This is a genomic window from Deltaproteobacteria bacterium, assembly GCA_020845895.1.
GTDB lineage: Bacteria > Lernaellota > Lernaellaia > JACKCT01 > JACKCT01 > JADLEX01.
On record JADLEX010000023.1, the window covers coordinates 65,130 to 80,679 of the forward strand.

Genomic DNA, 15,550 nt, shown 5'->3' on the forward strand with positions numbered 1-15,550 from the left:
TTGTCCCCGTTCCGATCGGCGTGACGCTCCACAGCCCATTGGCGGGTGGCGTTGTTCGCGTCGTCCTTTCGCGATAAACTAGTCAATTCTACTCGTTGCGGGGGTCCTCCGATGCGCGGTCGCGTCGCGTTTGCGTGCGTTTGGGTGGTGGTGTCGGCTTGGATATTGCTGTTGGCGGGCGCGGCGGGCGCGGCCGATCCGGGTCCGACCCCGGACTACGTCCATCTGTCGTGGCAGAACGACCCCGCGAACACCATGACGATCATGTGGCGCACGATGAACGGCGTCACCGACCAGGTGGTGCAGTACGGACCAACCGCGAGCTACGGCCAGAGCGCGACCGGCACATGGGCCGCGCTGCCCGAGGGCCGCGGTTACAGCCACACGGTCGAGATCACGGGCCTCGCCGAAAACACGCCCTATCATTACCGCGTGGGCGACGGCGGATCGAACTGGTCTGGCGACAAAACCTTCAAGACCGCGTTTGCGGGCGACAATCTGTGCGCACCGTTTCGCTTCATCTCGATGGGCGACGCGCGCTCGTCCACCGGCTCGGGCGCGTCGATCTACTGGTCCACGGTCATGGACGCCGCCACCGACGAAAACCCCGACTTCATTCTCTTCGGCGGCGACATGATCGCCGACGGCGACGAACAGGAAGACGGCTGGGAGGATTTCTTCGACCGTGCCGAGGGCGACCTGTCGAAGTTCCCCATCATGGCGGTGTGGGGCAACCACGAACACCACGGCGTCAGCGCGTTCCTCGACAACTTCGCGTTTCCCGTAAACGACGTCACGGGCACCGAGGATTGGTACGATTTCCGCGTCGGCCCGGTCCACTTCTTCGCGCTTTCCACCGAGCACGGCGCGACCGGCTACCAGCAGCAGGCGACATGGATGGACGAAAAACTCGGCGACACCGACGCGCCGTGGACGATCTCGTTCCAGCACCGGCCCACGTATTCGTCGGGCACCACGCACGGCTCCGAACCCGAGTGCCAGCAGTACTTCCTGCCGGTGTACGACACGCACGAGATCGACGTGAACATCGGCAGCCACGACCACATGTACGAGCGCACCAAGCCGGTCCGCAACGGCACGCCGATCGCGGGCGAGGACTATTCGCTGGGCACGATGTACCTGGTGTCGGGGGGCGCGGGCGCGTTCGTGAATCCCATCCTCAACATCTTCAACAACTTCTACCTCAAGGGCATCGGCGCGACGCACTACGTCATCTTCGACGTCGCATTCAACCGCATGCGGCTCACGGTCAAGAGCGAGTTCGGCCTGACCTACGACTCGTTCGAGTGGAGCAAGGAGGAACTCGGCTATCCCACGGCGGCGTTCACGGGTCCCGCGGGCGCCATCGAGGCGCTCGAGCCGGCAACCTTCGACGCGTCGGACGCCTTCGATCCGTGCGACACGCTCGCGGACTACGACTGGGATTTCGGCGACGGCTTGTCGGGCTCCGGCGTCATCGTGGATCACGCGTGGGACGGACCGGGAACCTACACGGTGACGCTGACCGTCACCGACAACGACGGCAACACCGACACGGCCCAACTCGATGTCACGGTGCTGCCCGCGATGCCGGACGACGATACCGACGACGATTCGACGGATGACGACACGACCGACGACGACACGACCGATGACGACACAGCGGATGACGATACGACGGATGACGATTCCGACGACGACACGTGGTTCCCGGACGACGACGACTCCGCGGATGACGACGCGACGGCGGATGATGACGCGACGGGCGGCGACTCTTCCGGCGAATCGGGCGACGACAACGATGGAGGATGCGGATGCTAGACGCGGCGTACACACTCTTTCCCGACCCGTTTCGCGCTCTGGTCGCATCGATCGGTCTCGTCCTTCTCCTCGCCGTCGCGTCGGCGTGCGCCGGCGGCGACGATGACGACGACGATTCGAGCGACAACGACTCGGACGCCGCCGCCGATATCTGGCGCCCTGCGCCCGGCACGACGTGGCAATGGCAACTGAGCGGCGCGATCGACGAGTCGTTTGACGTCGAGATGTACGACATCGATCTTTTCGATGTTCCGGGCCAAATGATGCAAGCCCTTCGCGACAGCGGGCGCGTGGTGATCTGTTATTTTTCCGCGGGCAGTCTTGAGGACTGGCGCGAGGATGCCTCGCAGTTTCCCGAAGAGGCGCTCGGAAACAATCTGGATGGCTGGGAAGGCGAGCGCTGGCTCGATGTCACCAACGCCGCCGTCCGAGAAATCATGCTCGCGCGTCTCGATGTGGCGGTCGTAAAAGGGTGCGATGGCGTGGAGCCGGACAATGTGGACGGTTACGACAACGACAACGGCCTCGGCCTGACGGAGTCGGATCAGATCGATTACAACCGTTTCCTCGCGGATGCGGCGCACGCGCGCGGGCTTTCGATCGGTCTGAAAAACGACATGGGACAGATCGACGACCTGCGCGACGATTTCGACTGGGCGCTCAACGAGGAATGTCACGCGTACGACGAGTGCGGCGCCTACGCGGATTTTCTCGCGGCGGGAAAAGCCGTCTTCAACGCGGAATATGTGGATGACTGGCCCGATGCGCCCGCGCTCGCCGAGGATATCTGCGGCACGTTTCCCGATCTTTCCACGATCGTCAAAGAGTGGGATCTGACGGCGCGACGCCTGTCCTGCGACGCGGTGTGAGGGTCGCGACACGACAGGAGGTTCGCGGCAAAACAGGAGGTGCGCGACACGGAGCGCGTCACCACCGCCTGACCGACTCCACGCGCGGCGACGCGGCGAGATCGAGGACCCATACGCGCATCGTCTTGCCGTAGAAGCGGAACTCGCCCCGACTTTCGAATCCCCACGACGCGAGTTGGCGGTTCGCGCCCTCGTTGTCCGTTTCCGTCGTGATCTTCACGCGCGCATGGCCGCGATGCGCGAGTTCGTCGAAGAGCACCTTGTTGATGAGGCCCGAGACGCGCGTGCCGCGCAGATCGGGGTCGAAACAGCAAAACAGCGACTCGGCGGCGACGTCGTCGTCCACTCGGCTGCGCGAGAAGTAAAACGGTGTGGACGCGACCTGTGCGAGCAGAGTCGGTCGGCGGATGAGCCCGCCCAGCGCCGCGAACGCGAGACGCCCGCCCCGCGCACGGGCGATGTCGCGCATCATGCGGCGCGGGTTTTCGCTGCCCGCGATGAAGCCGCGCACCGTGCGCGCCGCACCCTCGCCGTCCTCGTACACAAAGCCGATGAAATCGCGGCGCGCGATCATGCCCGCGTAAATCTCGCTCAAAAATCCCGTGCCGAGCCGACCCCAGATGGTGCGTCCCATGCCCTCGGCATGCATCGCCGCCACGCGCGGAACGTCGGGCTCGCGCATCGGGCGAATGCGTTCGAGCCATGCGGGATCGTAGTCGAGGGGGCCGACGGTCATGGCGCGCTCAATCGGATTTTTTCGTGCGGGCTTTCGCGACATGCGCCGCGAAGGGCTCGTCCGAAATCGACCTATGCTGCGCCGCGAGAAAATGCCCGACGAAATCCTCGTACTCGACCGCGTAGGATTCGTTCAGCAGCCGCCGCGAGAGTTCGAGCGAGACGGCGTTGAACGGCAGAAACTCGTCGATCGTTTTCGCGAGCGCGGCGTCGGCGTCAACCGGGTCGTAGAGCCGATCGACGAGCCCGATCCGCTCGGCCTCGTCCGCCGCGAGCATCCGGCTCGTGAGCACGATCGATTTGGCGCGCCCCAGGCCGATGAACTTGGCGAGGCGGAACGTGGCGAGGCCCGGGATAAAACCGAGACGCACCTCGTTGAAGCCGATCCGAGCGCCGCGCGCCATCAGGCGAAAATCGCACACGAGCGCGAGCTGCGCGCCGCCGCCCACGCACTCGCCGTTGATCTGCGCAATCGTGATCTTGGGAAGTTTCTCGATCGCGGTGCAGGCCTTTTCCCACTTGTGAAAGCCATTGATGTCCGCCGCGCGGCCGGGCTCGAAATCGGCGAGATCAATGCCCGAGCAGAACACGTCGCCCGCGCCGCGAATGACGAGCACATCGGCCTTCGACTCGTCGGCCAGATGCTCGCACGCCGCGACCAGCTCGCGCACCATCTTCATGTTCGTGGCGTTGCCCGCTTCGGGCCGGTTCAGCGTGAGCGTGGCGACGCGCGGGCCGTCCGTGAGCGTCAGTGTTTCGTAACCCATCTCTCTCCTCACCAGCGCAACAGCGCCGTCTCGATGCTCGTGCCCGGGCCCATCGCGATCATCACGCCGTAGTCGCCGTCCTTCGCGATTTGCTCGTCACGCAGTCGCGCCAGCGAAAACAGCACCGACGCCGACGAGAGATTGCCGAAGCCGCGCAGGATCGCGCGCGTGTGGCGCACGTCGTGATTCGTGAGGCCGAGATTGTACTTGATGCTGTCGATGACTTTCTTTCCGCCCGAATGTACGAGCCAGTGCGCGATGTTTCGCTGCTTGAGGCCGAAGCGGTCCAGCAGGCGCATCACGGGCACACGCACGTTATTGCCGATGACGTAGGGGATATTGTGATCGAGAAAAAACGAGAGCTTGCCGCCCACGGTGTCGAAACGCATCGCGTCGATCGCCTCGGGAATGATGTGCGATTCGAAACCGAGCACCGCGGGGTGCGTTTCGGAATTCCCCGTCGTGAGCACGGCGGCCGCCGCGCCGTCGCCGAACAGCGAGTTGACGACGGCGGTGCGCATGGTCTCGTCGTGCACATACGCCGCGGAGCACACCTCGCAGCACAGCAGCAGCGACCGCGCGCCGGGGTGCGCACCGGCATACGACGCCGCCGGCGCGAGGCCGTTGAGCGCGGCGTTGCAGCCCATGCCGATGATGTCGAGCCGGTGCACGTCGGCGCGAAATCCCATCGCACGCACGAGATGCGCGCTGATGCCCGGACACAAAAACCCCGTGCTGGTGACGGTCACGAGTTGGTCGATGTCGCCCGGAGCGAGCTCTCCCATGTCCAGCGCCGCGCCGACCGCCCGCGCGCCCATGTCGAGCACGCCGCGCAGATGCTTGCCGATCAGTTCCTCGGGCGACTCGTCGGCGTAGCCGTCGCCGTTGGCGGGCGGCAGATAGAGATGGCGCGATTCGATATGGCTGTTGCGAAACAACGCGCGCGAACGGGGATCATCCACACGGAACAGATCGAGGAACTGATCCTGCGTGTAGCGGTCCGGCGGATTCGCCGTGCCGATGGCCGCGATGCGCGGCGCGATGAAATCCGAACGTGTCATGGCGTCAGCGGCTTGCAAGCCTCGACGCTATCGCGTCCGATTTCGCATGTCCATCGGCGCGACATTGGGCGCAATGTTCAGCCCGTGACGCCGGGGACTATTTTAGTGCTCGACGGCGAAAGCCGCCTTCACGACGGCGGTGATGTCCTTTTCCAGCGACGTCGTGTCGTTCATGCCGTAGCCCGACACGTCGGTGGAATAACGCGGCGTCACCTGAAACACGCCCGAGCTGATCGAACGCAGCACACCGACCTTGCCGCCCGCGGAGTCGGCCATTTTCTCGGCGCGAACCTTGGCGTCGTCCGTGGCGAGGCCGAGCATCTCGATGCGCATCTCGGCGAGCTTGGTGAAGTAGTATTCGGGCGCGTAGGATTCCAGCGGCACGCCCTCTTCGATCAGATCCGTCACCTTGCGCGAGACGGCCGTGACCCGCGCGACGTCGGTCGACTGGATCTCGAAGCCCTGCGACAACTCGTAGCCGACGACCTCGTTGATCGTCTGGTCGCCTTCCAACACGCGCGTCTGGTACATCGGCGAGGTGGCGATGGGCGGAAAGACGAGCTCCTCGGGCTTCACGCCCTCCTTCTGGAAGTAGGCCTTGAGCCGTTCGACGTGGCGCTTGATCTCGGGGAACGCGGCCTGCGAGGTTGCACCGGTCGCCGAGAGCCGCCCGCGCCAGATCATGAAGTCGGACTGGATCGGTTTCGTCGCCGAACCGGTCGAACTGATGATCTCCTCGCCGCTTTTCAGATCGCGCACGGTGTTCGACAGGAAACGCCCGGCGAGCGAGATCCCCACGGCCAGCGCGAGCATGCCCCAGAAAAACGGCCAGTTGTCCTTCGACATCGAGTCCTCCGCGTTGGAAGGGACTCTACACCCGCACAGCTCGGACGGGCAACGGGCGCGGCCTTGCGTCGCCCGCGTCGTTTCGGGAAGATCGCCCGAGTCCTTTTTCCCGGAGGATCGACATGACCTTTCGCTCGGCCCTGCTCGCATTCGTCTCCGCGCTGTTGGTGATCCTGGCGGTCCTGATGACGAACGGTCTCGCGTTCGCCCAGGACGACGGCGGCGCGAACCCGTATGACGACGGTCTGGACGACGAGCGCGAAACGCACTTCGGGGGCGGGCTGCTGCAGGTGGGGGGCGTGTTCTTCGACTTCGACCGGATCAACTCGACGCTGAAGAAGTGGGGCTACCCGGAGTTCGACGGCAACTTCACGACGGTGGGCTTCGAGTCGTTCTACCGCCGGGGCAATCTCCGCAGCGATTTCATGGTGCCGATCTTCATCCGCGAGTCGGACAGCTCGACGCGCTTCGAGTCGGCGATGATGGGCGGCGCGATCATTGGCCACGTCGGGTTCAACATGGTCCCGCCCACCGTCTTCAACTGCTACCCGATGATCGGCATCGGCTACGGGTGGCTCCAGATGTCGCACACCGAGAAGGGCGGCAATTCGGTCGAGGTCGCGCACACCTCCACCCGGCGCGTGCTGAACATGACCGCCCACAACTTCATCCTCGACGCCGGCGCCGTGCTGGATGTCACGATCCCGACCTTCGACCGCAAGGGGCGGCAGGAGCACTTCGTGATCTCCGCGCGCGGCGGGTACATGTGGACGCCGCCCGCCGCGGACTGGCGCAGCGGCGCGTTCAACGTCTCGGGCGGACCCGAGTTCCACATGACGGGACCCTACGTGCTCGTGGGTATCGGCGGCGACCGGGAGACCTACGACTGAGGCGAGTCCAAAGAATGACGATTTGAATTGTGGCCCGGCCGCCCCCGGCCGGGGAATTCACATCGTCGCGGGCGAGGGCGCCCGCGCCACGCTCCAATCAGTCCCGTTCGGCGCATTCGGACTACGCGGAGAACGCCGCCTCGCCGCGCGTCGAGACAGCCCACCACGCCAACCCCGCCACACTCACCGCGACTGCGATCTCCGCGGCCCACCAACCGGCAGCCTGCATGAGGGCGAGCGCGATCAGGTTCACCGTGCCGTGCACGAAGATCGCGGCGAGCACCGCTTTGCCGGCGCGGCCCGCGTTGATCCCGCGCGCCACCATCACGGCCAGCGACGCGTGCAGCCCCAACGCCATCGCGCGTTCGATCACACCCAGGAACGGCATGTGCGCGGGGGTCTTCAGAATTTGGCCCATCACGGCGGCGAGTTCCGGCGGGGGAGCGTCGATGCGGATCGAAAACAGCACGGCGAAACCGGCGAACGGCAACACGTTCAGCACGAACGCCTCGAGCGCGCCGTGGCCGAGTCCGAAGGCGACCGCATCGCGCCACGCGTGCGTGTCCCCGGGTTTCGGCTTGCACCACCATCGAAGCACCAGATAACGACCGACCTCCTCGAAGAGCCCCGCGCTGTACGAGAGCAGCACGGCGACGACGAGGGTGGTTGTGCGGCTTGCCTCCGCGCCGAGTCCCGCGAGTTTGGAGAGGATCGCGACGAGCGGGATGCGCGTGGCGATCTGGAAGATGAAGAAGGTCGCGACGCCCCACCACACATAGCGCGATGCCGCGCCGGTTCGTGCGCGCCAGATGCGGGGGACGACGAAAACAAGCAGCGCGACGAGAACAGCCGACGCGGCGAACGCGGCGATGAGCAGCGCTGGCGCGGATGTTTGCGGTAGGATCGCGGCCTCCGTGCTTCGTTACAGGCCGGCTCCACTCGTGGGGAGGCTCGACGCGAGAATCGACAGATCGCGGTCGCTGAAATACAGGCCCGCGCCCAGGAACCAGCGCGGGTCGTCATACTTGTTGATGAAGTCGTCGACGCCCGCCGTCACGAAGAAGTGATCGAGGAACATCAGGTCGATGTAGGTCTTCAGGCGCGGGTTGTTGTCCTTCGAAAAATCCGATGCCTCGAACGCGATGTCCAAGTGGTCCTTGAACAGGAAGTACTCGACGCCGACGCCGCCCTTGGACTCGATGATGCCGCCGCGGAACAGGAAGTCGTGCCAGCGCTTGCCGAACTGCGCGCTGAAGAGCAGCTCGTCGCTCGTCACGCGACGTGTCTCGTTCTTGACCGACGTCTCCTCGTCCGCCGCGTCGGGGTTCTCCACGGTGGTCGTCTCGATTTCGGTGGTGCGTGTGCGTCCCTTGGGCGAGTCGACCAGGGCGAGCATGTAGACCTTGTCGTAATTCGGCCGGATGTTGAGCGCGAAGAAGCTCTTCGCCTCCTGCTGCTCGATGTGGTATTCGCCCCGGTACTTGAACTCCATCTCCAGGCGCGTGAGGCGCTGCACGTAGTCGTTGATGCCGCTCACGGCCTCGTTGAGTGACGTGATCGTCTCGTCGTCGTTGACGAGCTTGCCCAGCGTGCCCTGCCCGTCGTCGATCTTTTGCGCGACGTTGGCGAAGGCCTCGAGGCTGCGCGACAGGTTTTCGGTGACCGCCACGAGGTTTTCGAGCGTCGCCGAGATGTCCTCGCGATTGGTGGACATCACCGTCGCCAAATGCCCGCTGATGTCCTTGAGGTTTTCGGCGATGGCGGGCAGCGCCGCCACCGTGCGCGACATTTCCTCGCGATTCTTCGACGTCACGTACGACAGGTTGCCCGAAAAGCTCTCGACGTTCGCCATGATCGCGTCCATGCGATCCTGGTTGGCCTCGAGCGTGTCGGCGAGCGTCGTCGTGATCGTGTTGAGCGAGATGAAGACGTCGCGGATGCCCTCTTGTCCCTCCTCGCCGCCGAAGACTTCGCGCAGGTTCGTCGTGACCGCCTTGATGTCCTCGGCCACGTCGTTGAGGTTGCCGGTCAGGGCGGCGATGTCGCCCGAATCGTCCACGTTTTCGAATTCCTTGCCCGGTTCCAGGACCTGTCGGCTCGCGCCCGGAAGGATTTCGATATATTTCTGACCCAGAAAACCGTGGCTGGCGATCGAGATGCGGCTGTCGTCGGGAATCTTGGCATCGGCGCTGATTTTCATCGTCACCAGACCCTTGCCGCCGTCCAGCCGGGTCTCTTCGACCACGCCGATCTTGATGCCCGCCAAATAGACGTTGGTGTCTTTCTGAATGCCGGCCGCGGTGGGAAAACGGGCGGCATATCGGTTCGGGTACTTGTCGCCGATGGCGTAGTCGCCGAGCCGGGTCGAGATCCAGGCGATGAGCAGGAAGACGACGACGAAGAAGATGCCGACCTTCGTCTCCGTCGTGAGTTTTCGCATGGATCTCCCAAGGCCGCTTTAAGGTGAGGTTTTTCTACTATCCGAGCCCCCAAAACGCAATCGGCGACGCCTCGCGGCGAACGGGGGGTTCCACCGATCGGCCCGGACGGCCATCCCATCGCGACATCACGCGAGCGTGCGCTCGAGGACCCGCGCGACGTTGCCGCCGATGATCTTTTTCACGTCGGCTTCGGAAAGGCCCGCATCGAGCAGCAGCGCCGTCAGGCGCGGCAGATCCTCAATGCCGCGCATCCCCGCGGGCATCGTCCAAAGCCAGCCGTCGATGTCCGATCCGTACGCGGCGTGGTCCGCGCCCGCGACGCGCACGATGTGCAGGATATGCCTGGCGACGCACCACAGATCGTCGAACCACGTGCGCCCCGTGAACTGCGGGCCGAAGATCACGCCGATCACACCGCCGTTTTTCGCGACGGCCTCGATCTGCTCGTCGTCGATGTTGCGCCAGGTTTTTTTCACGCCGCAAACGCCGGTGTGACTGACGATGACGGGTTTTTCGGCGCGCGCGCACGCTTCCATGAAGCCGCGTTTGTTGACGTGCGCGAGATCGACGACGATCCCCATCCGTTCGCACTCGGCGAGCAGCGCGCGGCCGAAGTCGGTGAGTCCCCTGTCGCGGCCCGAGCGCGAGCCCAAGCCCATCGCGCATTCGCACGCCTCGTTGCCCGAGAAGTGCGCGAAGGTCATGTAACGCACGCCGAGTTCGTGAAACATCCCGAGCAGCTCGATCCGACCCCCGAGCGCGTGCGCGCCCTCGATGCCGCAGAACGCACCGATGCGCCCGGCGTCGATCCCCTCGCGCATCGAGGTGCGGTCGCGGATCACGTGGATCTCGCCGGGGTGCGCGTCGCACACGCGATGAAGGTATTCGAGCTGGCGGCGGATTTTTCCCGCGCGCCGGCGGGGCGACGACAGCGGCGAACACACGAGCCCGAGTCCCTGGATGTCGATGCCGGCGTCGCGAAAGCGCGGCAGGTCGGCCTGCCAGACGAGCGGCGCCCGGGGCACCATGTTGCGGTGGCGTTTGGCGATGTCGTAGCCGAGCAGGTCGTGCGTGAGCAGGATGTCGATGTGCAGGTCGGCGACGAGACACGAGCGATGCAACTCGCGCGCGCGTTCGAGCGAAGGCGAGGTTTCGGGCGAGGTGTTCGCCTCGGTGTACGCGCCGGTCGCGGTCGGCGTCGCGCCCACGTCAGGCCTGATCGTCGAATCCGGCGTGCTCGCCCGCGAGGAACGCCTGGATAAAGGGGTGGTCGTGGCGGCGGATCTCGTCGGGCGGGCCGGTCGCGATGATGCGCCCTTCGTAGAGCACGGCCATTTGATCGGCGATCTTCATCGCCGCGGAGATGTCGTGGCTGATGATGAAGCTCGTATGGCCCAGGTGTTCCTTGGTGCTCCTGATGAGACGGTGGATCGAGTCGGTCATGATGGGGTCGAGGCCGGTGGTCGGCTCGTCGTAGAGCATGATGTCGGGACCGAGCACGATCGCCCGCGCGAGCGCCGCGCGTTTGCGCATGCCGCCCGACAGCTCCGACGGCATTTTTTGGCCGACTCCGTGCAGGCCGACTTCTTCGAGCGCGTCGCGCACTTTTTCCGCGATCTCGGACTTGGTGAACTTGCGCGTCTCCTTGATCGGAAAAGCCACGTTCTCGGCCACGTTCATCGAGTCGAAGAGCGCGCCGTCCTGAAACAGCATGCCGAACTTGCGGCGCATGTTGTTGAGCTCGATCGGGCCGAGCTGCGTCATGTCGATGCCGTCGATCAGCACGCGCCCCGCGTCGGGCATGAGCAGGCCGATGAGGTGCTTGAGCGTGACGGATTTTCCGCTGCCCGAACGACCGATCAGGATGGTGATCTGATTTTTCTCGCACGTGAGGTTGACGCCCTGCAGCACCTTGTGGGCGCCGAAGGACTTGTACACGTCGAGCATCTGAATGACGGGCGTGCCGTCGGGCGCGGCGGCGGGGGCGTCACTCATGAGCCGTTGCGTTCGCGCGCCTTTTCATCGAGCGACCGGGCCGCGGCGTGATCGCCCATCCGCCGCGCCAGATCGGCGAGCGCGCGCCAGGGCTCGGGCCGGTCGGGCGAAAGCTGCACGGCCATCTCGAAAACGCGCTTGGAGTCTTTCAGGTTTTCGTGACCGAAAAGTTCGCGTCCGTATTCGAGCAGCGTTTCAGTCAGCTCATCGAACGCGTCCGTGACCTCCATCTCGAACGCTTTGAGCGCGATCTCGATCAGATCGTCGGTATCGCCCATGACGAGGGCTTCCTGCGCCTGGCCGATCATCTCGTCGGCATGAAATCCGTTGGTCGGCTCGTACACGTCCTCGGTCAAGGTCGGTTCCTCGACGACGTCCTCCACGGGTTCCACGTCGAGTACGGATGCCGCGGCCTGCGCGAAGGTCACCTCGGCCTCGAGGATCTGGGCGGGCGCGGGCTCATCGACCTCGGGTTCGTCGACTTGCGGCTCGACGATCATGGATTCATCGGCCTTCGCCGCGAGATCCGCATGCACGCGCGCGTCGGCAATGAGATCGGCCTCCGCCACTTCGACGGCGGACGCGGTATCCTCAAACGTCGCCTCCATCGCGGAGGAAGGTGGCGAGACGGGCGGCGGTGTTGATGGCGCGGGCGGCGTCCACGGCGGCGGTGTGCCGTTGCCGCCGATCGGCCGCACGTCGATCTGCGCGACGTGATCGGCCCAGTAGCGCTCGCGATCGGCCAGCGGCTCGGGGTCGGGCAGGCCCATTCCGGCGAGCACGAGCTCGGCCATGAAGCGGTCGGCGTCGGTTTTGCCGAGAAAATCGGCGTAGCGACCCGTACCCAGGATTTCCTCCTGCACGTGCGCGTCGGGCTCGGGATCGCGCGTCACCCAGAACAGGCCGTTGCCGGCCTCGGGCATTCGCGCGAATCGGTCGAAGAGCGGATCGCGCCGGCCCGAATAGCCGAGCACGATGACGACGGAATCGAGCGCAGCGCGGTAGAGCATCTGCAGGATCACAGCGTCGTGTCGCTTGAGGCTTTCCTCACTGGCGGGCGCGTGATTGTCGGCCATACCGTTGAGGTAAACCACCGTGCCGGGCTCGAGTCCTTCGGCGCTCGACTTCACGTCGCGCGCGAGATCGACGAATCGCGGTTTCGCGTCGTGCAGAAAGTGCGCGGAACGCACCGGCAGCGTGTCGAAATTCGACGTGAGAATCAGGTTGACCCAGCCGGTGTTGACGAGCTGCGTGAGCAGCAGGTGCGTCCAGTTGATCGTGCGCGCGCCGTCGTTGACTTCGTTCAGGAACGTGCGTTGCGAGAACGGCCGCAGCCGGTTGAAGGCCTGCGCGTACGGCGAATCGACGCGGTTGTCGGGCTCGTCGGGCAGATAGGGAAAACGCGCGTGAATCGCCGCGGCGAGATCGTCGGCGCCCGGAATTCCGCTGGACGTGGACGCTCCCGCGCCCAGCCAGAACGAGAGCTTGACGCGCTGCCGGTGCGCGAGCAGGTATTTCGCGATCGCCCCAGGCGTTGCGGCGCGGAACTGCGTCATGGATCGAGCCCCTTTTTCAATAAACCCACGAGGAGGCTCATCGAAATCGGCGTTCTGATTAGGTCATTTTCGGATCGAAGTCAAAACACGACAGCAAGCCGCGACAACCGGCCCTCCCGTATGCCGCAAGACGGGCCGGTTTGTCGTAGCCGCCCTAGTTAATACGAAGCGGGGAGGGATGACAAGTTGGCCGCGGGGGACGGCTGACGACTTTGCGCGCCGAAGGCGAGGAGGGGAATGGTGTACGGGTCATCGTCCTCGCCGTCACCGAAACTCGAACACGGCGAGCACGCCAAATATGGAGGGTGGATCGTCGAAGGAGCGTCGCTCGAACCCCGAGGAGGCTCCCTGCCACTCCATTGTCGCTATTCTGGTGGCATCAAGTCCGTTTGTCGTTACTGAAAGGGTCTTTCAGTAGCAACAAACTCTGGCGAGGGGAGCAGACTCGACTCAAATCCGCAAGAAAAGGACGAAGCCTCAACGACACACGGGAACAAAGCACGGCTCTCGTTTTGTCACGATTCTGTTGGGTTCAAATCCACTTGTCTCTACTGAAACGGCCTTTCAGTAGAGACAACGCTCTTTGAGTCGAGCAGACTCGACTCAAAGGACGGGCTCACCTTCAGTAATGTTGACGAGTTCCGTGAACCCAAAAATGGCCGCGCGGCGACCTCCAGCAGGACGAATTTCACGTAAGATATTGAAATCTCTCAGCTTGTTGAGCAAGATTCGGGCTGTCGGTTCGGGGATACGAGCGTGAACGAAATCCGAACCGCTGAAAATGGGCCTCTGGAAGAGAAATTCGACCGCGAGGGAGGAGAACTGGGACTTGAGCATCCCCGACAGCTCCTCGTTCATGCGTCGGTAAAGACGAACGATGGCTTCGGCTTTCGTGCGATTCGCCTCCGCCTGTTCGACGATCGCCTTTAGGAAGAACACGCACCACGCCGTCCAGTCGTGATCGCGCGACACGCCGAGGAGGCTGTCGTAATACGCGTCGCGGTGCTTTTCGAAATACTCGCTGATGAAAAAGTACGGGCGGCGAATCACCCCGCGCTGAAACAGAAAAAGTGGAATCCACATTCGGCCGAGCCGCCCGTTCCCGTCGAGAAACGGATGCAACGCCTCGAACTCGGCGTGCATGATGGCCGTTTGCACGAGGACATCGGGCTGATCCGAGTTCACATACGTCTCCCAGCGGCTCATGGCATCCGGAAGCGACCCCGCCTCGATCGGCACGTATCGCGCATCTTCGATCCCGCACCCCGGCGGGCCGATCCAATTCGGAATGCGGCGATACTCGCCCGGGGCCTTCCCTTGTCCGCGCACGCCCGACATCAGGATCCTGTGTGCCTCGCGCAACACACGGATGCATAGCGGCAATTCGCGCAGCAGACGTTCGGCCTCCAGCATCGCGTTTCGATAGTTGATGACCTCGTGGATGTCGGCGATTTTTTCGGGCGGGAGAGACGGTCCGCCCGGCGAAGCCTCGTACTCCAGCACCTCGCCGATGGTGGCCTGCGTGCCCTCGATCCGTGACGACAACACCGCCTCGTTCGTTGTCAACGGACTGAGCAGCACGGATGAGTTGGGAATCGCGATGAGCAATCCGTCGTAACGGGCGAGCGCCGCCGTCGCGGGGCCGACCAAGGGAACCAGCCGCTCCCAATCGAGACCCTTGGGCGGAAACCGCCCCTCGTGATATTTCACCGCGCCGGACATGCGAATATCCTCCCGCCCCTCAATCCTCGCCCGCGCGAAGATACGCGCCGCCGCCGAGACCCACGTGCAGCCGGGCGAACAGCATATGCTCGGCCACGTACGGCAGATTGGCGATCTCGTCGCCGCCGCGCATCCACTTCGTCGACCACGGCACGCTCTTGTACCCCATCGAGAACCCGCTCACGACGAGTCCCGCGCCGCGCTCGCCCGCAAGAAACGGATCGCGAAAGTCCGTTCGCAACGCCACGTCGTACACGAATCCCGTCTGATACAGATCCGCCGCGTCCTTGCCCGTGGGCAGGTGTTCGTCGCTGTTGTCGAGCGCCGCGAAGTCGCCCTCGAAACGCAGGTGATTTTGCGCGTACCCGAGCCCCACGAGCACCGACACCGTCCCGAGACGGTACTCGGCCACCGGCGTGCCCACGTCGAGCTGGATGTCCCAACCCGACAGGTCGGTGTCCATCAGGTCGTCCTTGGACTGCGTTTTCCACATGCCGCCCGAAATGCCGAGAATCGCCGCGGACCGCCCGAAGAAGTGCAACTCGAAGTCGAGCGCCGGCGTATAGGTGGCAAATGGCGGCGACGCGGGAAGCTTGGCCGCGAGGCGCTGCGTGTCCTGAAAAATCGGCATGTACGCGACCGCGCCGTAGATGCCGGCGTCGAGCGGGCGATCGCGATCGTCGGGCGGCTCGTCGTTTTCGTCGTCCGAACCGGCGGCGTATGCGAACGTCGCCGCGAACAGGGCAACGGCGATTGTCCAAACGGTCGTCCATCGGTGATGCGTCATCGTCTTCCTCCCGGGAACACGCCCGCGCGCGACGTGTCTGACGGCCAACTCGACTTGTCG

General features: G+C 64.4%; 14 protein-coding genes. 3 read left to right on the forward strand and 11 right to left on the reverse strand.

Annotated features, from left to right (window positions below; all coding sequences use genetic code 11):
- Positions 1-111: 111 nt before the first annotated feature.
- On the forward strand, positions 112-1,821 hold the full coding sequence (locus IT350_02715) for a fibronectin type III domain-containing protein (protein MCC6156937.1): 1,710 nt from the start codon (positions 112-114) through the stop codon (positions 1,819-1,821).
- On the forward strand, positions 1,809-2,690 hold the full coding sequence (locus tag IT350_02720; GenBank protein MCC6156938.1) for an endo alpha-1,4 polygalactosaminidase: 882 nt from the start codon (positions 1,809-1,811) through the stop codon (positions 2,688-2,690). The genes IT350_02715 and IT350_02720 overlap by 13 nt, the downstream gene beginning before the upstream one ends.
- A 58-nt stretch (positions 2,691-2,748) precedes the next feature.
- Here IT350_02720 and IT350_02725 read toward each other — a convergent pair whose 3' ends face one another.
- The 4 genes from IT350_02725 to IT350_02740 all read right to left on the reverse strand — a co-directional run bounded on the left by IT350_02725 (position 2,749) and on the right by IT350_02740 (position 6,099).
- Complete coding sequence (locus IT350_02725; GenBank protein MCC6156939.1) at positions 2,749-3,426, reverse strand: hypothetical protein; 678 nt, start codon at positions 3,424-3,426, stop codon at positions 2,749-2,751.
- Between the two features lie 7 nt (positions 3,427-3,433).
- Positions 3,434-4,192 (reverse strand): enoyl-CoA hydratase/isomerase family protein, encoded by a 759-nt coding sequence (locus IT350_02730; GenBank protein ID MCC6156940.1) that lies wholly within the window; start codon positions 4,190-4,192, stop codon positions 3,434-3,436.
- A gap of 8 nt (positions 4,193-4,200) precedes the next feature.
- Positions 4,201-5,253 (reverse strand): type III polyketide synthase, encoded by a 1,053-nt coding sequence (locus IT350_02735; protein ID MCC6156941.1) that lies wholly within the window; start codon positions 5,251-5,253, stop codon positions 4,201-4,203.
- Between the two features lie 102 nt (positions 5,254-5,355).
- Positions 5,356-6,099, reverse strand: a complete 744-nt coding sequence (locus IT350_02740) for an SIMPL domain-containing protein (protein MCC6156942.1) — start codon at positions 6,097-6,099, stop codon at positions 5,356-5,358.
- 122 nt (positions 6,100-6,221) lie between these two features.
- On the opposite strand from IT350_02740, the gene IT350_02745 reads away from it, so the two are divergent.
- Complete coding sequence (locus IT350_02745) at positions 6,222-6,989, forward strand: hypothetical protein (GenBank protein MCC6156943.1); 768 nt, start codon at positions 6,222-6,224, stop codon at positions 6,987-6,989.
- Between the two features lie 121 nt (positions 6,990-7,110).
- On the opposite strand, the gene IT350_02750 is transcribed toward IT350_02745, so the two are convergent.
- The 7 genes from IT350_02750 to IT350_02780 form a co-directional block, all read right to left on the reverse strand.
- On the reverse strand, positions 7,111-7,893 hold the full coding sequence (locus tag IT350_02750; GenBank protein MCC6156944.1) for a YhfC family intramembrane metalloprotease: 783 nt from the start codon (positions 7,891-7,893) through the stop codon (positions 7,111-7,113).
- 18 nt (positions 7,894-7,911) lie between these two features.
- A complete protein-coding gene (locus IT350_02755; protein ID MCC6156945.1) occupies positions 7,912-9,429 on the reverse strand; it encodes an MCE family protein in 1,518 nt (505 codons plus the stop codon).
- A gap of 126 nt (positions 9,430-9,555) precedes the next feature.
- The gene (locus tag IT350_02760; protein ID MCC6156946.1) at positions 9,556-10,638 is read right to left on the reverse strand and encodes a membrane dipeptidase; all 1,083 of its coding nucleotides are present in this window, start codon (positions 10,636-10,638) and stop codon (positions 9,556-9,558) included.
- Position 10,639: 1 nt separating this feature from the next.
- Positions 10,640-11,425 carry an ABC transporter ATP-binding protein gene (locus IT350_02765; protein ID MCC6156947.1) on the reverse strand — a complete coding sequence of 262 codons (786 nt, stop codon included), beginning with the start codon at positions 11,423-11,425 and terminating at the stop codon, positions 10,640-10,642.
- Complete coding sequence (locus tag IT350_02770; protein ID MCC6156948.1) at positions 11,422-12,981, reverse strand: hypothetical protein; 1,560 nt, start codon at positions 12,979-12,981, stop codon at positions 11,422-11,424. Before IT350_02770 ends, IT350_02765 begins: the two co-directional genes overlap by 4 nt.
- A 603-nt stretch (positions 12,982-13,584) precedes the next feature.
- Complete coding sequence (locus IT350_02775; protein MCC6156949.1) at positions 13,585-14,703, reverse strand: Fic family protein; 1,119 nt, start codon at positions 14,701-14,703, stop codon at positions 13,585-13,587.
- Positions 14,704-14,722: 19 nt separating this feature from the next.
- On the reverse strand, positions 14,723-15,490 hold the full coding sequence (locus IT350_02780; GenBank protein MCC6156950.1) for a hypothetical protein: 768 nt from the start codon (positions 15,488-15,490) through the stop codon (positions 14,723-14,725).
- Positions 15,491-15,550: the final 60 nt, after the last annotated feature.

Bases quoted from the DNA above. Each gene is read 5' to 3' on its own strand.
- IT350_02715 (MCC6156937.1), top strand. From the start codon at position 112: ATGCGCGGTCGCGTCGCGTTTGCGTGCGTTTGGGTGGTGGTGTCGGCT.
- IT350_02720 (MCC6156938.1), top strand. From the start codon at position 1,809: ATGCGGATGCTAGACGCGGCGTACACACTCTTTCCCGACCCGTTTCGC.
- IT350_02725 (MCC6156939.1), bottom strand. From the start codon at position 3,426: ATGACCGTCGGCCCCCTCGACTACGATCCCGCATGGCTCGAACGCATT.
- IT350_02730 (MCC6156940.1), bottom strand. From the start codon at position 4,192: ATGGGTTACGAAACACTGACGCTCACGGACGGCCCGCGCGTCGCCACG.
- IT350_02735 (MCC6156941.1), bottom strand. From the start codon at position 5,253: ATGACACGTTCGGATTTCATCGCGCCGCGCATCGCGGCCATCGGCACG.
- IT350_02740 (MCC6156942.1), bottom strand. From the start codon at position 6,099: ATGTCGAAGGACAACTGGCCGTTTTTCTGGGGCATGCTCGCGCTGGCC.
- IT350_02745 (MCC6156943.1), top strand. From the start codon at position 6,222: ATGACCTTTCGCTCGGCCCTGCTCGCATTCGTCTCCGCGCTGTTGGTG.
- IT350_02755 (MCC6156945.1), bottom strand. From the start codon at position 9,429: ATGCGAAAACTCACGACGGAGACGAAGGTCGGCATCTTCTTCGTCGTC.
- IT350_02765 (MCC6156947.1), bottom strand. From the start codon at position 11,425: ATGAGTGACGCCCCCGCCGCCGCGCCCGACGGCACGCCCGTCATTCAG.
- IT350_02770 (MCC6156948.1), bottom strand. From the start codon at position 12,981: ATGACGCAGTTCCGCGCCGCAACGCCTGGGGCGATCGCGAAATACCTG.
- IT350_02775 (MCC6156949.1), bottom strand. From the start codon at position 14,703: ATGTCCGGCGCGGTGAAATATCACGAGGGGCGGTTTCCGCCCAAGGGT.
- IT350_02780 (MCC6156950.1), bottom strand. From the start codon at position 15,490: ATGACGCATCACCGATGGACGACCGTTTGGACAATCGCCGTTGCCCTG.